This window comes from Roseovarius azorensis, from assembly GCF_900109455.1.
In the GTDB taxonomy this organism is placed as follows: Bacteria; Pseudomonadota; Alphaproteobacteria; order Rhodobacterales; family Rhodobacteraceae; genus Roseovarius; species Roseovarius azorensis.
The window spans coordinates 96,381-115,092 of record NZ_FOAG01000004.1 but is presented as its reverse complement, the minus strand read 5'-3'; the positions used below and the strand labels follow the sequence as shown (position 1 = coordinate 115,092).

18 protein-coding genes are annotated in these 18,712 nt (G+C 62.7%); 11 read left to right on the top strand and 7 right to left on the bottom strand.

Features of this window, described 5'->3' with window-relative positions; genetic code table 11:
• The first annotated feature begins 88 nt into the window (after positions 1 to 88).
• From BSG08_RS07705 to BSG08_RS07695, 3 genes are all read left to right on the top strand, one after another.
• Entirely contained in the window at positions 89 to 733 is a 645-nt protein-coding gene (locus BSG08_RS07705) for a pyrimidine 5'-nucleotidase (RefSeq protein ID WP_093034641.1), read from the top strand.
• A gap of 91 nt (positions 734 to 824) precedes the next feature.
• Positions 825 to 1,040 (top strand): hypothetical protein, encoded by a 216-nt coding sequence (locus BSG08_RS07700; protein ID WP_093034638.1) that lies wholly within the window; start codon positions 825 to 827, stop codon positions 1,038 to 1,040.
• A gap of 37 nt (positions 1,041 to 1,077) precedes the next feature.
• Positions 1,078 to 2,280: a UbiH/UbiF family hydroxylase gene (locus BSG08_RS07695; protein ID WP_245770625.1), complete on the top strand. Its 1,203-nt coding sequence runs from the start codon at positions 1,078 to 1,080 to the stop codon at positions 2,278 to 2,280.
• Positions 2,281 to 2,282: 2 nt separating this feature from the next.
• Here the strand turns inward: BSG08_RS07695 and BSG08_RS07690 are convergent, their stop codons facing one another.
• The 3 genes from BSG08_RS07690 to BSG08_RS07680 form a co-directional block, all read right to left on the bottom strand.
• Positions 2,283 to 3,410 carry an aminotransferase class V-fold PLP-dependent enzyme gene (locus BSG08_RS07690; protein ID WP_093034632.1) on the bottom strand — a complete coding sequence of 376 codons (1,128 nt, stop codon included), beginning with the start codon at positions 3,408 to 3,410 and terminating at the stop codon, positions 2,283 to 2,285.
• Between the two features lie 65 nt (positions 3,411 to 3,475).
• Entirely contained in the window at positions 3,476 to 3,934 is a 459-nt protein-coding gene (locus BSG08_RS07685; RefSeq protein ID WP_093034629.1) for an Lrp/AsnC family transcriptional regulator, read from the bottom strand.
• Positions 3,931 to 4,386, bottom strand: a complete 456-nt coding sequence (locus tag BSG08_RS07680) for an Lrp/AsnC family transcriptional regulator (protein ID WP_093034628.1) — start codon at positions 4,384 to 4,386, stop codon at positions 3,931 to 3,933. The genes BSG08_RS07685 and BSG08_RS07680 overlap by 4 nt, the downstream gene beginning before the upstream one ends.
• A 127-nt stretch (positions 4,387 to 4,513) precedes the next feature.
• Here BSG08_RS07680 and ilvC point away from each other — a divergent pair, with 127 nt between their 5' ends.
• Entirely contained in the window at positions 4,514 to 5,536 is a 1,023-nt protein-coding gene (ilvC, locus tag BSG08_RS07675) for a ketol-acid reductoisomerase (protein WP_093034625.1), read from the top strand.
• A 317-nt stretch (positions 5,537 to 5,853) separates the two neighbouring features.
• Here ilvC and folP read toward each other — a convergent pair whose 3' ends face one another.
• The 3 genes from folP to BSG08_RS07660 form a co-directional block, all read right to left on the bottom strand.
• A complete protein-coding gene (gene folP / locus BSG08_RS07670; RefSeq protein WP_093034622.1) occupies positions 5,854 to 6,864 on the bottom strand; it encodes a dihydropteroate synthase in 1,011 nt (336 codons plus the stop codon).
• A 357-nt stretch (positions 6,865 to 7,221) separates the two neighbouring features.
• Positions 7,222 to 8,151 carry a dihydroneopterin aldolase gene (locus BSG08_RS07665; protein ID WP_093034619.1) on the bottom strand — a complete coding sequence of 310 codons (930 nt, stop codon included), beginning with the start codon at positions 8,149 to 8,151 and terminating at the stop codon, positions 7,222 to 7,224.
• A 120-nt stretch (positions 8,152 to 8,271) separates the two neighbouring features.
• Positions 8,272 to 10,746 (bottom strand): GcvT family protein, encoded by a 2,475-nt coding sequence (locus tag BSG08_RS07660; RefSeq protein ID WP_093034616.1) that lies wholly within the window; start codon positions 10,744 to 10,746, stop codon positions 8,272 to 8,274.
• Between the two features lie 187 nt (positions 10,747 to 10,933).
• Here BSG08_RS07660 and BSG08_RS07655 point away from each other — a divergent pair, with 187 nt between their 5' ends.
• Both BSG08_RS07655 and BSG08_RS07650 read left to right on the top strand, forming a co-directional pair.
• Positions 10,934 to 11,713 carry a methyltransferase domain-containing protein gene (locus BSG08_RS07655; RefSeq protein WP_093034614.1) on the top strand — a complete coding sequence of 260 codons (780 nt, stop codon included), beginning with the start codon at positions 10,934 to 10,936 and terminating at the stop codon, positions 11,711 to 11,713.
• Positions 11,710 to 12,324, top strand: coding sequence for a GNAT family N-acetyltransferase (locus tag BSG08_RS07650; RefSeq protein ID WP_175544723.1), 615 nt, complete (start codon positions 11,710 to 11,712; stop codon positions 12,322 to 12,324). The genes BSG08_RS07655 and BSG08_RS07650 overlap by 4 nt, the downstream gene beginning before the upstream one ends.
• Here BSG08_RS07650 and BSG08_RS07645 read toward each other — a convergent pair.
• Entirely contained in the window at positions 12,293 to 13,672 is a 1,380-nt protein-coding gene (locus BSG08_RS07645; RefSeq protein WP_093034608.1) for an aminotransferase, read from the bottom strand. The genes BSG08_RS07650 and BSG08_RS07645 overlap by 32 nt on opposite strands.
• Before the next feature lie 147 nt (positions 13,673 to 13,819).
• On the opposite strand from BSG08_RS07645, the gene BSG08_RS07640 reads away from it, so the two are divergent.
• The 5 genes from BSG08_RS07640 (at position 13,820) to BSG08_RS07620 (ending at position 18,695) form a co-directional block, all read left to right on the top strand.
• Positions 13,820 to 14,476, top strand: a complete 657-nt coding sequence (locus BSG08_RS07640; RefSeq protein ID WP_093034605.1) for a TetR family transcriptional regulator C-terminal domain-containing protein — start codon at positions 13,820 to 13,822, stop codon at positions 14,474 to 14,476.
• A gap of 171 nt (positions 14,477 to 14,647) precedes the next feature.
• Complete coding sequence (locus BSG08_RS07635) at positions 14,648 to 15,772, top strand: ABC transporter substrate-binding protein (protein ID WP_093034602.1); 1,125 nt, start codon at positions 14,648 to 14,650, stop codon at positions 15,770 to 15,772.
• Positions 15,773 to 15,838: 66 nt separating this feature from the next.
• Positions 15,839 to 16,774, top strand: a complete 936-nt coding sequence (locus tag BSG08_RS07630) for an ABC transporter permease (protein WP_093034599.1) — start codon at positions 15,839 to 15,841, stop codon at positions 16,772 to 16,774.
• A complete protein-coding gene (locus BSG08_RS07625; RefSeq protein ID WP_093034596.1) occupies positions 16,771 to 17,595 on the top strand; it encodes an ABC transporter permease in 825 nt (274 codons plus the stop codon). The genes BSG08_RS07630 and BSG08_RS07625 overlap by 4 nt, the downstream gene beginning before the upstream one ends.
• Positions 17,592 to 18,695, top strand: coding sequence for an ABC transporter ATP-binding protein (locus BSG08_RS07620; protein WP_093034593.1), 1,104 nt, complete (start codon positions 17,592 to 17,594; stop codon positions 18,693 to 18,695). The genes BSG08_RS07625 and BSG08_RS07620 overlap by 4 nt, the downstream gene beginning before the upstream one ends.
• Positions 18,696 to 18,712 lie beyond the last annotated feature (17 nt).

Sequence of the window (18,712 nt, the reverse complement as noted above, 5' to 3'; positions counted from 1 at the left end):
TCTGACGTCGAAAGACCTTACGCGCTTTGGGCCGGGGATCAAGCCTTGGCCGATTGCGCCCGTTGTCACGCCTATCTATGTTTGACCCATGCCAATGCTCGATTTCAACCATGTCGTCACTTGGGTTTTCGACCTCGACAACACGCTCTATCCGCCCTCGGCGCGTCTGTTTGATCAGATCGAGGCGCGGATGACGCAGTTTGTGATGGACACGCTCAACGTATCCCGTGCCGAGGCGGACCGGCTGCGCCAGGCCTATTGGCGTGATCACGGCACGACGCTTGCAGGGTTGATGCGGCTCCATGATCTGGAACCAGGCCCTTATCTACGCGAGGTGCATGATATTTCGCTGGATCATCTGGAGGCCGATCCAGGACTGAACGCGGCGATCCGTGCACTGCCGGGGCGCAGGATCGTCTATACCAACGGGTCTGCCCCCTATGCCGAGCGGGTGATTGCGCGGCGCGGACTCTCGGGTGCGTTTGATGCGATCTATGGCGTTGAACACGCAGGCTATCGGCCCAAGCCCGAGCCGGAGGCGTTTCACGCGATTCTTGCTCGAGACGGGACGACGCCCGGCTCCGCTGCGATGTTCGAGGATGATCCGCGCAATCTGGCCGCGCCGCATGCGATGGGCATGCGCACCGTTCATGTGGCACCGGAACGGATCGAGGCGGAGCATATCCATCATCATACCGACGATCTCGGCGGATTTCTGGCCCGCCTGATCTGAAGCAGGTCCGCTGCGGCGAAACGTCTCTTTGAGTGGCCGGGGCGGTTCCTATTTGCAGGAATGGAATTTCATAATCTCAAAGAGGTCAATCATGACAATATCCCGCTCGGCACCTGCCTCCACGTATGACAAGACGCAGGACGATCCCGATGCATCCGTTGTTGGTCCCATTCTCGTGAGTGTGGCGATATTCCTTGCCGGATGGGCGACCAGCGTTGCACTTTGGGGTATTCCGGGGCTTTATATCCCCGCGCTGGCGCTGGTGCCGGTGATATGGATGCTCTTGCTGATGATCTCGCGCGGTTAAACTGAAGGCGATGCGTCCGGGCGACAGGGTGTTTGATGTGACATATGCGGAATATGACATCGTTGTTTCGGGCGGCGGTGTCGCCGGCCTAACGGCAGCGGCGGTTTTTGGCGGCGCGGGATTTTCCGTACTCTGCGTCGACCCCGCCCCACCCGTCATGTCGCGCGAGGCCGAAGGGTCGGATCTGCGCACCACCGCCTTTCTGCAGCCGGCGCAGGTACTCCTGGAGCGGGCCGGGTTATGGGGACGCCTTGCCTCATATGCCACCGATCTGCAGGTGATGCGGATCGTCGACGCGGGCGGAGAAATACCCGCGCCGCGTGTGGTCAGGGAATTTTGTGCCTCGGATATTTCCGATCAGCCATTTGGCTGGAACCTGCCCAACTGGCTCTTGCGCCGCGAGATGGTGGCGCATCTGGAGAGTCTGCCGGGGGTAACTTTCCTGCCCGGTATTGGTGCCGTCACGCTGTTCACCCGCGAGACCGAGGCGCGCGTGGGGTTGAGTAACGGCACTCGGGTGCGCTGTCGTCTGGTAATCGCCGCAGATGGCCGCAATTCACCCGTCCGCGAGGCTGCGGGAGTGGAGGTGAAAACTACGCGCTATGGGCAGAAGGCGCTGGCCTTTGCGGCCACGCATCCGATCCCGCATGAAAACGTTTCGACCGAGATTCACCGCTCTGGTGGGCCTTTTACGCTAGTGCCGCTGCCTGATCATGATGGACGGCCCTCTTCCGCCGTGGTCTGGATGGAGGAGGGGCCAGAGGCGGTGCGGCTCGCGGACCTGCCGGAAGCTGCCTTCGAGGCCGCGATGAACACGCGCTCCTGTCATATGTTCGGCCCCCTGACGCTTGCCTCGCGTCGCACGGTCTGGCCGATCATCAGCCAAATGGCGGAACGTATGTATGCCGAGCGCGTGGCGCTGGTGGCCGAGGCCGCGCATGTGGTGCCGCCGATTGGCGCGCAGGGGCTGAACATGAGCCTTGGCGATATGCGGGTGCTGCTGGAATTGGCCGAAGCCGCGCCAGAGCGTCTGGGCGATCGGCAGATGTTGGAAACCTATCACCGCCGCAGGCATCTGGAGGTGCGGGCGCGGGTGACGGGCATCGACCTGCTCAATCGTGCCTCGATGCTGCGCGCACAGCCCTTGCGGGATGCACGCGCGCAAGCGCTGAGTGCGATCTATTCGTTGGCCCCGGTGCGCAAGACCTTGATGCAGATGGGTCTTGGCGCGCGCGGTTGAGGTTAGAGTACCTTGTTCAGAACTGTTTCCAGCCGGTTCAGCGCGGCAGGCACATCATAGAGCTTGTCCAACCCGAAAAGGCCAAGTCGGAAGGTGCGGAACCCCTCTGGCTCATTGCATTTCAGCGGCACCCCTGCGGCAATTTGCATCCCTTTGGCGGCGAACTTCTTGCCGTTCTGAATGTCGGGATCATCTGTGTAACTGACCACTACACCGGGCGCACCAAATCCCTCTGCGGCAACCGAGGTGACGCCGCTCGCGGCCAGCATCGCACGTACACCGTTGCCCAGTTCCCATTGCGCCTGTCGCAACTTCTCGAACCCGTAATCGCGCGTCTCGATCATCGTATCGCGAAACGCCCGCAGTGCATCGGTGGGCATGGTGGCATGATAGGCATGTCCGCCATCCTCATAGGTCTGCATGATCGCGCGCCACTTTCTGAGATCGAGTGCAAAGCTGTCCGACGTCGTTTCGTCAAGGCGCGTCATGGCTCGCTCTGACAGCATTACCAGCCCGGCAGAGGGTGAGGCTGACCAGCCCTTCTGCGGGGCGGAAATCAGCACATCGACCCCGGTGGCCTTCATGTCCACCCAGACGCAGCCTGACGCGATGCAATCGAGCACCATCAGTGCGCCGACCTCATGGGCTGCGTTGGCCAGCGCTGTCACATAGTCGTCGGGCAGGATGAGGCCTGCCGAGGTTTCGACATGCGGGGCAAAGACCACATCGGGCCTTGTCTCGCGGATTCTGGCAGTGACCTCTTCGATAGGGGCGGGGGCGAAAGGGGCCACCGCAGCGTTGCCGGTCTGACGGGCGATGCAGACGGTGGTGTCAGAAGAGAACTGTCCTGCTTCGAAAATCTGCGTCCAGCGAAAGGAGAACCAGCCGTTGCGCACGATCAGCGCATGAGCCCCGCGTCCGAACTGTCGCGCCACGGACTCCATCGCGTAAGAGCCACCACCGGGGACGAGCGCCACGGCGTCGGCGTTGTAAACCTCTTTCAGCATGGATGAGATATCCCGCATAACATGTTGAAAGGATAATGACATGTGATTTAGTGAGCGATCCGTGAAGACGACCGAGTATTCCAAGAGGCCGTCGGGGTCGATATTGTCGAGAAGGGCGGTCATGGTGCAACTCCTGCTGGTTGGCGGCAAGATGCCAAGCCTCCGGGCATAAGTCCATAGCCCGCCGTCTAGCCAATCGGGCCGGGACGGCGTTCCTCGCTCAACAGCACGTTTGCCTCCACATCCCCCACTCCAGGCAGCGTCATGATGCGCCGCCGCAATACCCGTTCGAAGTCGGAAATGTCACGAGCCACGACCCGCAGGCGATAGTCATAGAGGCCCAGGATATGCTCGACCGTCTGCACCTCGGGGATGGCCGAGACGGCGCGTTCGAAATCGTCCAGGCTGACGCGCCCCTTGGTGGCCAGCTTGACGCCAAGGAACACCGTCACGCCGAACCCAAGTCTTTCATGGTCGAGGTCGAGCCTCTGGCCCTTGATGGCCCCGCTGTCATAGAGCCTGCGAATTCGTCGCCATGCGGCGGGCTGCGACAGGCCCAGTTTGCGCCCGATTGTGCTGGCGGGCTGGGTTGCGTCGCGGACGAGTTCCCGCAGGATCAGCCGGTCGGTGGTATCGAGCGCGATCATACCGGCAGCACCTCGTCGGATTTGATCCGCGCCACATGCATCAACGCCTCGATATCGGCAATGTGGGGCAGGTCCAGGATAGCGCTGCGGTAGAGCTGCTGATAATGCGCCATGTCGCGGGCAATGACCGAAAGACGCAAGTCTACACGGCCAAGAAATGTCTGTATCTCAATGACTTCTGGAACGTTTCTTGCGGTGGCTATGAATTCGTCAAAGGCACGCGGCTGAGTTTTGTCGAGGGTGATGCGCAGGCTCACTTCAACCTCATAGCCGAGCGCGCGCCAGTCAATCACGGCGCGGTTGGCGCGAATGATCCCTGCCGCCTGCATCCGGTCGAGCCTGCGGGCGCAGGTGGCAGGGGTAATTCCGGCCCGGTCGGCCAGATCGGCGGGCCCCAGCATCGGATCGTGCTGATAGTGGCGCAGGATGCGACGATCAGTATCGGTCAGCATGAAATTTTACCAAATCATTTTTAAATGAATGATTATCACCAAATTTTCAGATATTAAATCAGTATTGTTCAGAAAGTAGATTTGGAATCCCTATCCTGCAGTCAGTCAAAGCAAAGAGGAGAACACCATGCGCGTCTATTATGATCGTGACTGCGACATCAACCTGATCAAGGACAAGAAAGTCGCCATTCTGGGCTACGGCAGCCAGGGCCATGCCCATGCGCTGAACCTGCGAGATTCGGGCGCGAAAAACCTGGTCGTTGCACTGCGCGAGGGGTCGAAGTCGGCCCGCAAGGCCGCGGCCGAGGGGCTCAAGGTCATGGGCATCGCAGAGGCGGCGGCCTGGTGTGATCTGATGATGTTCACCATGCCCGACGAATTGCAGGGCGAAACCTATCGCAAATATGTACATGACAACATCCGTCCCGGCGCGGCGATTGCCTTTGCACATGGTCTGAACATCCATTTCGGTCTGATCGAGCCGAAAGAGGGCGTTGATGTCATCATGATGGCCCCCAAGGGCCCCGGCCACACCGTGCGCGGCGAGTATGTCAAGGGCGGCGGCGTGCCCTGCCTGGTGGCGGTGAACAATGACGCATCCGGTAAGGCATTGGAAATTGGCCTCTCTTACTGTTCGGCTATCGGTGGTGGGCGCTCGGGGATCATCGAGACCAACTTCCGCGAGGAATGCGAAACCGACTTGTTCGGCGAGCAGGCCGTGCTCTGCGGTGGTCTGGTGGAACTTATCCGCATGGGGTTCGAGACGCTGGTGGAGGCGGGGTATGCCCCTGAAATGGCTTACTTTGAATGCCTGCACGAAGTGAAGCTGATCGTCGACCTGATCTACGAGGGTGGCATTGCCAATATGAACTATTCGATCTCGAACACGGCCGAATATGGCGAGTATGTCAGCGGTCCGCGGGTGCTGCCCTATGAGCAGACCAAGAAGGAGATGAAGGCCATTCTGCGCGACATTCAGACCGGCAGGTTTGTTCGTGATTTCATGCAGGAGAACGCCGTCGGGCAGCCGTTCTTCAAGGGCACCCGCCGGATGAATGATGCGCATCAGATCGAAGAGGTGGGCAAGAAGTTGCGCGCCATGATGCCGTGGATCAGCGCCGGCAAGCTGGTGGATCAGGAAAAGAACTGAACCAATTGAAATATAAATGTAAAGGGCACCCGTCGTGGGTGCCCTTCTGCTTTGGATGAGCGCGATATACAGGATATCCCTCCGATCAGTCGACCACGGTGCTGCCGCCGCGTTGGCCGCGCGCCGTGGCGTTCGTGCTGACCGGCGTGAGGACGAGCCGATGGGGCGCGTCGCGTCGCGTTTTCGGACGCGGATGGCGAATACGAACCGTGCGGTTCAGGGCTAAAACAGTAGGTGTGTGCGGCTTGGTAAGATTATAAAAATCAATTTCACACAATCCTTGGATAAACCTGTGCCAGAGATCGCAATCCGGCAAGTCAAGGGGTAGAGGCAAAGGTGACGGCGCGCCAGAGGTCAAGTGCCGCGCGGGTTTCGGGCACGTCATGCACGCGCAGTATATGCGCGCCCTGTGCGACTGCGCACAGCGCCACGGCGAGCGAGCCGGGAATCCGGTCTGCAGCCACCGGCGTGTTGCTGATGTCGCCGATAAAACGCTTGCGCGAGGCGCCGAGCAGGACCGGGCAGCCGAGGCCATGAAAGAGTGACAGGTTCTGCAGGAGGGCGAGGTTGTGTGCCTGCGTCTTGCCAAAGCCGATGCCGGGATCGGTCACGATGCACGCGCGGGGGATGCCCAGGGCAATGAGGGCCTCGATTCGCCGGGCGAGCCAGTCGTAGATGTCGAGCAGGACGTTATCGTAGAGCGGATCCTGCTGCATCGTCTCGGGCGTGCCCTGGGCGTGCATCACGCAGACCGGCAGGGCGTGACGCGAGGCGAAGGGCGCGAGATCGGGGTCATGGGTGAAACCGGCCACGTCATTGATCAGATTGGCCCCGGCGTGATGCGCGGCGCGGGCAACGGCGGTTTTGCGGGTGTCGATCGAGATCGGTGTGGCCGTCTGGGCGCGGATTGCGGCGATGACAGGCGCGGTGCGGGCAATCTCTTCGTCGATGGCGACGGGGGCAGAGCCGGGGCGGGTGGATTCGCCGCCGATATCGAGGATCGCGGCGCCTGCTGTTGCCATGGCGCGGGCATGGGCGATTGCGACCCCGGGATCGAAATGCTGGCCTCCGTCGGAAAAGCTGTCGGGTGTGACGTTGAGAATGCCCATGATCTGTGGCTGCCCCATGTCGAGCGTCGCGATGGGCGCACGGGGGGCGGTCAGGCGATCCGCCATGTCGGTGGGCAAGTCGGCGGCGGACATGAGATGCGCAGGGGTGGCGCGGTCGAGCACCTCGACGGTGTCGAACCAGCACCAGCCGCCGGCGAGCGGCAGGGCGCCTGCGGGGCGGGCGCGGTCGGTGCGGGGGATCGGGCGATAATAGGGCATGGAGTGTCCGTTCGGTCTGGCACGTGCCGCGATGCGGGGGTGGGTAAGGGCGTGTGGGGCCAGGGTCAAGGCCGGAGTTCGAGGGGCAAGGATGGCGGTTGAAACATTTCATATATGACATGTCTTCAGGTGTGTATGATATCGACAGGGGAGTGACGCGGAGCGGGTTCTTGTTCGGATTTGCCGCCCAGGTGGTCGGGTAGAGCGCGCGCGCTATTGACGGGCGGTTCGATCACGGCTTTCGCACGGCGGGGTTCCGCCTCGCCTCGCCATGCCATGCGGGCCAGGCTGAAGCCCGGCCTATATATGCCTCTGCGTTCAGGCGCCTCACCCCGTCGGGTCACCCCGGCGCGGCGCTTACAATCCCGATTGCGCGATGTCCTGGATCAGGACCGGCACCCGGCAGGATTTCGGCGGGGCCTCGCCGATCAGCAGCAGGTCGGAAGCCTCGATATGGCCGGCGAACCATGCCGCAAGTGCGACGGGATCGTCCGTGGCCCGGCCCGGCCCGTCCACCGCGTCGAGCACGATCTTGGAGGGTGCCCAGACACTGATCTGGCCGTTCTTCATCGCCCAGTCAAGCTCGGTGCGGGTGGCGACGACGACGCAGCGGTCGTCGCGCCCCGCGAGCACCCAGGCGTTCTGTTCCATCGCCAGCAGATCGACGCGCCGCTGGGTCATGCGCCGTCCGGTCTGTGGTGCATCGACATCGGCGCGACCGACGCAGAGGATCACCGGTTCGGCCCGTGCCTCGAGCTGGTCGAGCCATTGGCCAAGATTGGGAGAGCGGATTGCGGCATTGGTCAGGAACACCACATGCGGATGCGGGGTGGTGTCATGGTGGGGAGCGACCGGCTTGGTCTTGAGGTCATCGACCGAGCGGACGATCTCGACACCCAGGGCGCCGGGACCGCGGTCGAGTTTCTCGATCCGCACGAAGGTGCGCACCGCCTGCGGTTCGAACAGGATCCGCTCGGCGATGCGTTCCGCCAGCGTTTCCAGCAGGTTGAGGCGCTCTGCAGCCAGTTCCGTGGCGATTGCCTCGGTCACCTTGTCGTAGCTCAGGATGCGGTCCACGTCATCGTCGAGCGGATTGGTAGCGGGGCGCACCTCGACCACCACGTTGAAGGAGACGCGCTGTGTCGTGCCGCGTTCGGACTGGAATGCGCCGATCTCGACCTCGACCACGTGGTCGCGCACCGAGATGCGATCCAGCGGGCCATCGGGCGATGTGGCGCGCGCGCGGGCGGCGGGATGCTCGAAGGCGAGGCGGATTTCATGGCTCATGGCGCGGTCTTTCGGTAATCTGACCATGACTGGCTTAGCATGGTGGGGGTCCGCCGTGAATGGGGGAATGCGACGCCGGGGGCCGCGGTTGCGTCAGGCTGTTGGGGGCAACGCGACCGCTCAGGCCCTGATCTTTGCCATTTGCGGGTCGTAGAGCGGTCTGAGCGAGGCCGTGGCGGCAAAGCGTTTGCCCGCGATCTCGAGCGTCCAGTCACCGTTTTCGACGATCTCTTCGGTCAGGGGGCGATCCAGCCCGGCAAAGCCGAGGCCGACCGCGCCGCCCAGAGTGTGACCATAGCCGCCAACCTGAATATAGCCGACCTGCGCCTCGCCCAGATAGATCAGTTCGTTGCCGTGCAGCAGTGGTTCGGGGTCGTGCAGCAGGAATTGCAGCATCCGGTTGTGTGGCGTACCGCGTGCCTTGATCGCGGTCAGGGCGTCGCGGCCGATGAAACCGCCGGGCTTGTCGAGTTTGACGGCAAAGCCGAGGCCTGCCTCGATCGGGTTGTCGGTATTGTCCACGTCGATACCGAAATCGCGATAGGCCTTTTCGAGCCGCAGGGAATTGAGCGTCTGCATGCCCGCATTGCGCAGGCCGAGATCCTGACCGGCCTGCATCAGCAGGTCATAGGTCTGCACCGCTTGCGTGGCGGGAACGTGCAGTTCCCAGCCCAATTCGCCGATGAAGGTGACGCGCATCGCCAGCACCACGGCATAGCCCACGTCGATCTCGCGCGCGGTCATGAAGGGGAAGGCGTCGTTCGAGAGGTCCGAGCCGGACACACGCGACAGCAGGTCGCGCGCTCTGGGCCCGTGAATGTTGATCTGCGTGCGACCCGCGGTGACATCGGTGACGGTGACGAATTCGTCTGCGCCGATATGGCGGCGCAGGCGCATTTCGGTGTGGCCGTGGGAATTTTCGCCGACCACGACCATGAATTTGTCGCGTTCCAGCCGGGTGACGGTCAGGTCCGCCTCGAACCCGCCGCGTTCGTTGGTCCAGGCGGTGTAGACGACGCGACCGGGCGCGACATCCACGTCGTTGCACGACAGGCGCGACAGCAGCGCGCAGGCATCGCGGCCCTGCACCAGAAAGCAGGACATCGAGGACATGTCCATCAGCATCACATCCTTGCGCGCGGCGCGGTGTTCGGCGGCGTGCCAGTCAAACCAGTTCTGGCGGAACCAGCTGTAGGTGTCGATCCGGGCCTCTTCGGGCGAGGGGGCGAACCAGTCGGGCTGTTCCCAGCCATTGCCTTCGGTGAAATAGGCACCTGCCGACTTCAGCCGGTCATAGAGGACCGAGCGTTTCACATCCCGCGCGGTTTTCGGGCTTTCGTTGTGGAAATGCTGACCAAAGAGTTTGCCCAGCAATTCCGGTGTGCGGTCACGGCGAAAGGCCGGGGTGCTGTGGGATTTCGAGAAGCGGCCGACGTTGATTGCGGTGACATCGACGGGCGGCAACCCGTCCACGATCCAGTGGGCCAGCACCATGCCGGTGCCCGCGCCGTTGAGGATGCCGAGCGAGTTCATGCCGCAGGCGACCCAGCAATTGCGCAATTCGGGGGTGGGGCCGACCAGCGGGGCAAGGTCCGGGGTAAAGCTTTCGGGGCCGCAGAAGAGTTTTTTCACGCCGTAGTTCAGGGTTTTGGGCACGCGGGAATAGGCGAGTTCCAGAAAGGGGCCGACGCGGTCCCAGTCCGGGTCGATCTCGCCGAACTGGAAGGTGTCGGGGATGCCACCGAGGTTCCACGCTGCGCCCTGAGGCTCGAAAAGGCCCAGCATCATGCCGCCCACCTCTTCGCGGTAGTAGGTATAGGTCGAGGGATCCTCGAGCACCGGCAGGTCGCGGGGCAGGTCGGGGATTGTTTCGGTGATGAGGTAATAGTGTTCGGCGGCCTGAAGCGGCAGGTTGAGACCCGCGCGCGCGCCCAGTTGCCGGGACCACATGCCGCCGCAGATGACCACGTTTTCGGCGGTGATCGTCTGTCCGTCGGCGGTGCGCACCCCGGTGGCGGTGCCGTTGCGGGTCAGGATATCGGTCACGCGCACGCCTTCGACGATGTGCGCGCCGCCGTTGCGCGCGCCGCCGTTGCGCGCGCCGCGGGCCAGCGACATGGTGACGTCGACCGGATTGGCGCGGCCGTCCTCGGGGATGTAGAAGGCGGCCTTGACGTCGCTCAGGTCGCCGATGGGAAACAACTTCTGCGCCTCGCGGGGTGAAATCTCGTGGCAGTTGATGCCGAAGCGGCGCATGAAGGGGGCGACGCGGCGCATTTCGTGCACGCGCTCGTCATTGCCGGCGATCTGCAGGTAACCCACATCGCGAAAGCCAGTTGAAATGCCGGTTTCCGCCTCAAGCCGGGCATAGAGATCGCGCCCGTGGGTGTAGATTTCGCATTCGGCCTCGGATTTCAGCAGGCCCGCCACGATCAGGCCGGCGGCATGCCATGTGGTGCCCGAGGTGAGTTGACCCTGGTCCAGAACGATCACGTCGCCATGGTCCAGTCTGGTCAGATGATAGGCGGTGTTGATCCCGATGGAACCGCCGCCGATGATGACGGTCCGGGTGTGGGTGGGCAGGGGCTGGGTCATGGCGTATTCCGGTCCGGTGCGGCTGTGTCATAGCGTTACCAATCCTTGTGGTCGATGGCAATTGATTGAATGAACATTCAGTGGAATGATGAGGTGCGATGCCTCTGGCGGTTGAGGCAATGACTTGTTTGCAGGGTGTTTTCACGGGATACTGGTCGGCGGGAAGAGTTTATCTGGGGGATGGGTCATGTCCGGTGAAGACCTTTACGATGACAGCCATATTGCCTTTCTCGAGGATCTGTGGGGCGAGGGGTTCCTGTCTCCGGGCGGGCCGGAGGAGGTGGCGCGGGTCCTTGATGGCGTGGACTTGCGAGGCAAGTATGTTCTGGATATCGGCTGCGGGTCGGGGGCGATCGCGGTTCTGCTGGTCCGCGAGCATGGCGCGGCTCATGTGACGGGAATTGATGTTGAGGATCCGGTCTGCGCGGCGGCACGGGCGCGGGTGGCGGCGGCGGGGCTGAGCGACAGAATCACGGTCGAGAAGGTTGTTCCGGGGCCGTTTCCGTTTCGGGATCAGAGCTTTGACGTTGTGTTTTCCAAGGATTCTATCATCCACATTCCCGACAAGGAGGCGCTGGCGGCCGAGGCGTTCCGGGTGCTCAAACCCGGCGGGCGGTTTGCCGCGTCGGACTGGCTGCGGTCGCATGACGGCGCGCCCTCGGCGGAGATGGCGCATTACATCCGGCTGGAAGCGCTGGATTTCGCCATGGCCTCGCCGGAACGTTACCGCGCGGCCATGGATGGGGCCGGGTTCAGGGATGTCGAACTGGTCAACCGCAGCCCGTGGTATGCCGGGGAGGCAGCGGCGGAGTTGCAGGAACTGTCCGGGCCGAACCGCGCAGACTGGGAGGCGCGGCATGATGCGGCGTTTATCGCGCATCAGATCGAGACATGGCAGGCGATGGTGCCGGTGCTGCGGACGGGCGAGCACTGTCCGCACCATATCCGGGGCCGCAAGCCCGCATGATCGCGCCGCTTGATCCGCAGGCGCTGGTGCTGCGGACGCCGCGGCTGACCCTGCGACCGTTAGCGCCGCAGGACGAGGATATCCAGCGCGCGTTGCTGACCGACCCGGAGGTCGTGCGCTATGTCACCGACCCGCTGACCCCCGCGCAGGTCGCGCGGCGCATGGTGCAGGCGGTACGGCGTGGTGCGGGCGGGCGGATAGGAGCGTGGACCGTCACCGTCACGGCGACCGGGGAGAGGATTGGAGACGGGGTGCTGACCCCGGTTCCGTTCGACGAAAAGGACACGCCGTGGCATCAGGTGCGCCCCGACGTCTGGCCCGAGAACCCGGTCGAGGTGGGTTACATGCTGCTGCCACACGTCTGGGGGCAGGGCTATGCCACCGAGATATGCGAGTGCCTGCTGCGTTTTGCATTCGAGCAGACCGATCTGGGACAGGTGGTGGCCTGCACCGATCCTGATAACGCCGCCTCGCGGCGGGTGTTGCATAAATGCGGGATGCGCGATTGCGGCCCGGTCTGGGCCTATTGCGAGATGGTGGCCTGGTTCGAGATGTGGCGCGCGGACTGGAAGATGCGCGTCAGGCGGCATACTCCGCGCTCAGCCGGGTAAGACCCGCCTCCATGATGTCGAACATCTCGTCGATCTGCGCCCCGGTGATGATGAGCGGCGGCGAGAATACCGCCATGTTGCCGAAGGGGCGCAGCAGGAGGCCCATGTCCTCGCAGGCGGCATCGAGTTCCGCGCCGAATTTCTGTTGCCGGGCATAGCTGTTGTTGCCCGGGTCGAGGCGGCATTCGAGACAGCCCAGAAGACCCATGCCGCGGGCATCGCCGACGATATCGAAGGTCTCGCCGATATGGCGCAGGCGATCCTGAAAATGCGGGGTCACGCGGCGGACATGGCCAAGGATATCCTCGCATTCCATGATCTCGATGTTCTTCAGGGCGGCGGCGCAACTGACCGGGTGACCGCAATAGGTATAGCCGTTGTAGAACACGTCGTTCTCATCCGGCCCGGCGATCCGTTCCATGACCGCGTCCGAGATGATGCAGGCCCCGAGCGGCAGATAGCCCGAGGTGAGGCCCTTGGCGCAGGTGATGATGTCTGGGGTGATGCCGAACACCTCTTGCGAGGCGAACCAGTGGCCGAGGCGGCCAAAGCCGGTGACGACCTCGTCCGATATGTAAAGAATGTCGTGGCGCGCGCAGATTTCGCGGGTGCGGCGGTGATAGCCGGGGGGCGGGACGACGACGCCGCCTGAGCACAGGATCGGTTCGGCGATGAAGGCGCCGATCCGGTCCGCCCCTACCTGGGCGATCAGGGTTTCCAGATCGGCGATCTTTTCGTCGCACCAGGCCTCGATGCTCATGGCCTGGGGGCGATGGTAGGGGTTCACGTCGGGCAGGAAGCGGACCAGATCGTCAGCCTTGTCGAACCGGGTCTTGAACCGTTCCTTGCCGGTGACGGTCGCGGCCAGATAGGTCGAGCCGTGATAGGCGCGTTCGCGCGAGATCACGATCTTTTTCTCGGGCCGCCCGAGGCGGTTGTTGAGGAACTGCATCACCCTTATCGCGGTGTCCACGGCGGTCGAGCCGCCGGTGGTGAAATGCACGGTGTTGAGGTCGCCCGGCGTCATGTCGGCCAGTTTGCGCGCCAGCATGGCGGCGGGTTCGGTGGTGAAGGACCATGGTGACGCATAGGGCATGGTCATGGTCTGCGCGGCAATGGCATCGGCCATTTCCTGTCGCCCATAACCGATCTGGACGCACCACATGCCGCCCGGCCCGTCGATAAACCGCTTGCCCGCGTGGTCCCAGATGTGGATGCCCTCGGCGGTGTTGACGCGCATGTAGTCATCCCTGCGCCAGCCATGGATACCAGCCCAGGGATGCAGGTTATGGGTGCGGTCCCAGTCGGTCAGATCCCTGTCGGTGGGTGTATTGGCGAGCGCGGGCATCGTTCACTCCGTATCCGGTTACTTGCGTCAGGGTAGAAGAGAGCGCTGCCGGGGTAAAGTTTTTTTGAGCGCTCAAATAAAAAATTTTGCTGACGTGTCCGGGTTGCTGTGGCAAGGATGGGGAAGTCAGCAGGCGAGGGAGCGCGGATGTCCGAAGCCGTGGTGAAAAAGCCGAGGAAGGAACGCAAGCAGAATGCCGAGCGCAGGCGGCGGCAGTTGCTGGACGCGGCGCGGCGGTCGATTCTGGCGCATGGTCTGGCGCGCACGACGCTGGCGACGGTGGCGGATGAGGCGGGGCTGTCGCAGGGGGTGGCGGTGTTCTATTTCACTTCGAAGGGCGGATTGCTGACCGAGACGCTGCGGGATCTCTACGAGGGGTACGAGGCGCTCTGGACATCCGCTCTGAACGCCGCGGGGCCGGATCCGCAAAAGCGGCTGATGGCGCTGCTGGAGGCGGATTTCCGGGCCGAGGCCTGTGGATGCGACGTGCTGCCGCTCTGGTTTGCGTTCTGGGGCGAGTTGCGGTTCACCGCGCAATATGCCGAGGTCGCCGAGGCGTTCGATGCGCGCCGCCGTGAGGCGCTGGTTGGGATATGGGCAGAACTTTTGCCGGAGGGTGGCATCGCCGGGGCCAGGCAGATGGCGGAATGGATGGAAACACTGACCGACGGTTACTGGCAGCGTCTGCATCTTGCCCCGGCGGACTTCGACCGGGCGGGGGCGCTCGAATCCTGCCGGGTTTGTCTGGGACGGCTGGCGTCCGGTCGGCTGCACGTTCGGGAGGGCAGTCTGCAAAAACCTTGACTCGATGCAAGATGTCCTGAAATCATTGAATGATCATTCAGTGGCGTGAGGGCAAGGCGACGGGAATAAGATATGTCGTTCGAAGCTCAGCACAGAACGTGAACGGAATGATCACGCGACGGGATCCGTCGAGAAACGCCGGACCCGCACCAACAGGGGAGATGAACTGTTATGGACGTTCTCGATCAGTTAGGCGCGGTGCGCGAAAGAAAGCTCAGCCGCCGCAGGTTTGCCAAGGGACTGCTCGCCGCCGGTGTGGCGATGACAACCATGCCGTTGCCCGCGCGCCGAGCGATGGCGGCAGAGGGCGATCAGGCCACTTATTTTACCTGGGGCGGCTATGATATCCCGGAACTGTTCAAGCCGTATCAGGCCAAGAATGGCGCCCTGCCGAATTTTGCGATCTTCGGCGGTTCGGAGGAGGCGCTGACCAAGATGCGCGGCGGATTTGTCGTCGATGTGTCGCATCCCTGCAACCAGAGCATGCCGCGCTGGGTGCAGACGGGTCTGTTTCAGCCGATTGACACCTCGCGCGTGTCCAACTGGGGTGATGTGATCCCCGAGCTGGTGGATCTGCCCGGCAATGACGCGGAGGGCGGCAAGGTCTGGATGGCACCGTTCGACTGGGGGCAGACCTCGGTAACCTACCGCACGGATCTGTTCGAGCTGGAGGGCGAGGAAACCTGGGACATGCTGTGGGATGCGCGCTATGCCGGGCAGCTTGGCTCGCTGGCGTCGGGCGGTGACGCATGGTGGTGCGGCGCTATCAAGGCGGGTGTCGATTTCGACGATATCGATAGCGAGGAAGCGTTCGAGAAGATCGCCGCCGTTATGCGCGAACAGCGCCCGCTGATCCGGGTCTATACCGATGACACCACGACGCTGGAACAGGCGCTTGCGGCCGGTGAAATGGTGGCGTCGATGACCTGGAACAGTTCTGCCGTGCTGTTGCAGGCCGAAGGTGTCCCGGTCAAGTTCGCCAAGCCGAAAGAGGGCGCGCTGACCTGGGTGTGCGGTGTGATGATCCACAAGGATGCGCCCAATCTGGACCGCGCCTACGACGTGATCGATTCGCTTCTGAGCGTCGAGACGGGGCACTTCATGATCAACGACTGGGGCTACGGCCATTCCAACCGCAAGTCGTTTGACGCCTTCGACGAGGAGACGCTGGCGGGTCTGGGGCTGAGCACGCAGCCGGTCGAGATACTGCAGGCCGGTCATTTCCAGCAACCGCAGACGCAGGAGTGGGAAACCCGGATGAACGAGCTCTTTGAGCAGATCAAGGCCGGATTCTGATCCAGTCGGCATCGCTCGCCGGTCTGGTCGGCGGACGGTTCGGTCGCAAGTCGAAGAGTGGGGCGGATGGCTGAAACATCCCTGTCGAAATCCCGGACGGCGCGCGGCGCCCCGCGCGCTTTCGGTGCGCGTCTGACCCGGTACCTGCGGCGCAGCGAGACGGCGCGCGGCTATCTGCTGATGTCGCCCACGCTGCTGATCATGACCATCGGGATCGTGGTCCCCTTCATCATCCTGCTGGTCATAAGTATGTGGACGCGGCAGGGATTCAGTTTCGACACGACGCTGACGCTGGCCAATTATGCGCGGGCCTGGAACGAGCCGATCTATGGCGCGCTTCTGGCGCGATCGTTCTGGATCTCGGGCGTGGCGACCGTTGCCACTGTGGCGCTGTGTTATCCGATGGCCTATTACGTTGCCTTTCACGTGCATCGCAACAAGATGATGTGGCTGATCCTGATGACATTGCCGTTCTGGACAAGTTACCTGTTGCGGGTGTTCGCGTGGAAGGTGATCCTGGGCTATGAGGGGGTGATCAATTCCGGATTGAGCGCGGTGGGTCTGATCGATGCGCCGCTGGCCTTCTTGCTCTACAGCCCGTCAGCGGTGATCATCACGCTGGCGCATGCCTGGGCGGCGTTCGCGATCCTGCCGCTTTACGTCTCGCTGGAGAAGATCGACAAGTCGCTTCTGGAAGCGGCAACCGATCTGGGTGACGGGCCGGTGGCGCGGTTCCTGCGGATCACGTTGCCGCTGTCGATGCCGGGGATCATCGCTGCCTCGTTCCTGATCTTCATTCCCACCACCGGCGATTACATCACGCCTGCGCTCTTGGGCGGGCCGGATGGCGCGATGATCGGCAATCTCATCCAGGTGCAGTTCGGCGCGGTCAACAACTGGCCGATGGGGGCCACTCTGTCGATTGTCCTGATGCTGTGGATCGCGGCACTGGCGCTGGCGTTCCTGCTCGTCACCTGCAAGGTGCAGGAGCGGATCGCATGAGCGCGGGCACTTATATCAGGCGGCCCAACAGGGCCTTGCAGGTCTATGCGGTGATTTTCCTGATCGTCCTTTATGTGCCGGTGCTGTTCATTCCGCTTTTCAGCTTCAACGACGCGGTGCATGTGCGCTTTCCGCTCAAGGGGTTCACGTTGCAGTGGTATACCGAACTGTGGTCGCGTCAGGCGCTCTGGAATTCGCTCTGGAACAGCGTCAGGGTGGGGCTTGTCGTTTCGGTGCTCTCGACCGTTCTGGGGGTCATGGCGGCGCGGTCGATCACCCGTTACCGGATGCGGGGCAAGGGCCCGCTGGTGGGATTCATCATGATGCCGCTGGTGATTCCCGGCATAATCTTTGGTGTCGCTCTCCTGGTGCTGCTCAGCCGGATGGGTGTTCCGCTCTCGCTCTATACTGTGGGGTTGGGGCATCTGATCATCTGCATGCCGTTTGCGGTGGCGACGCTCTTGCCGCGGTTCGAGGGGTTCGATCCGGCGATGGAGGAAGCCTCGGCCGATCTGGGCGAAAACGGCTGGTGGACGTTCTGGCGCGTGACCTTTCCGATGGTCATGCCGGGCATCGTTGCCAGCCTGTTGCTGACCTTTACCATCTCGTTCGACGAGTTCATCATGGCGTTCTTTCTGACCGGTACCGATCCGACGTTGCCGATGTATATCTGGGGGCAGTTGCGGTTTCCCAAGGAGTTTCCCTCGGTGCTGGCGATGGCCTCGCTGATCCTGTTTATCTCGTTTGTTCTGGTCTTCATCGCGCAGTGGGTCGGGCGCATGGGGCTGGACACCGAAGATCTGGGAGTGCCCGACACATGACCACATCGGACGCATTCATATCCATTCGCAGCGTGAGCAAGTTCTTTGGCGGATTTCGGGCGATCGACGACGTGTCGCTGGACATTGGGCAAGGAGAGTTCTTTTCGCTGCTGGGCGCGTCAGGCTGTGGCAAGACCACGCTGTTGCGGATGCTGGCGGGGTTCGAATCCACCTCGTCGGGCGAAATATTCATCGACGGCCAGCCGATGTCGGAGGTGCCGCCGCATCGCCGCCCGGTGAACATGGTGTTCCAGAGCTATGCGATCTTTCCGCATCTCAATGTGCAGGACAACATCGCCTATGGGCTGCGCAAGCAGAAGTTGCCCGTTGCCCGGCGGCTGGAGATGGTCGAGGAGATGCTCGATCTGATCAAGCTGTCAGGCTATGGCAGTCGCAAGGCCAATGAGCTGTCGGGGGGGCAGCGGCAGCGGATCGCCTTGGCGCGCGCACTGATCCTGCGGCCCAAGGTGCTGTTGCTGGACGAGCCATTGGGTGCGCTCGACAAGCAGTTGCGCGAGCAGATGCAGCTGGAACTACGCGCCTTGCAGCGGCAGGTGGGCATCACCTTTGTCTTTGTCACGCATGATCAGGAAGAGGCGCTGACGCTGTCGGATCGCATTGCGGTCATGTCGGGGGGGCGGGTATTGCAGGTGGATACGCCTGCGGGGCTCTATGAGATGCCCAAGACCCGCGAAGTCGCGAGTTTCATCGGTAACATGAATTTCTTTCGCGGCACCGTGCGGCGAAACGGGTCTGCCATGGCCGCCGTCGAGACCGAGGGGCTTGGCACTATCCCGATTCCGGTGGAGCAGATCACCAAGCCGGATGGCGCGCCGGTTCAGGTTGCGCTGAGGCCCGAGAAATTCGCCCTGTCGGCCACCCGGCCGGACGGGACGCTCGCGGTCGAGGGCCGGTTGCGCACGGCGGCCTATCTGGGCGAGCGCAGCCATTTTTATGTCAGTATCGAGGGCAAGGCAGAGCCGGTCGCGGTATCCACCCCGAATATCAGTCGCGGGCTGGACAGGGCGGACAGTCAGAGCGGGCAGGCGCTGTGGTTGTCGTGGTCGCCGGATGCGATTGTCATTCTGGACACGGATTAGTCAAAGGAGAGGCGGTT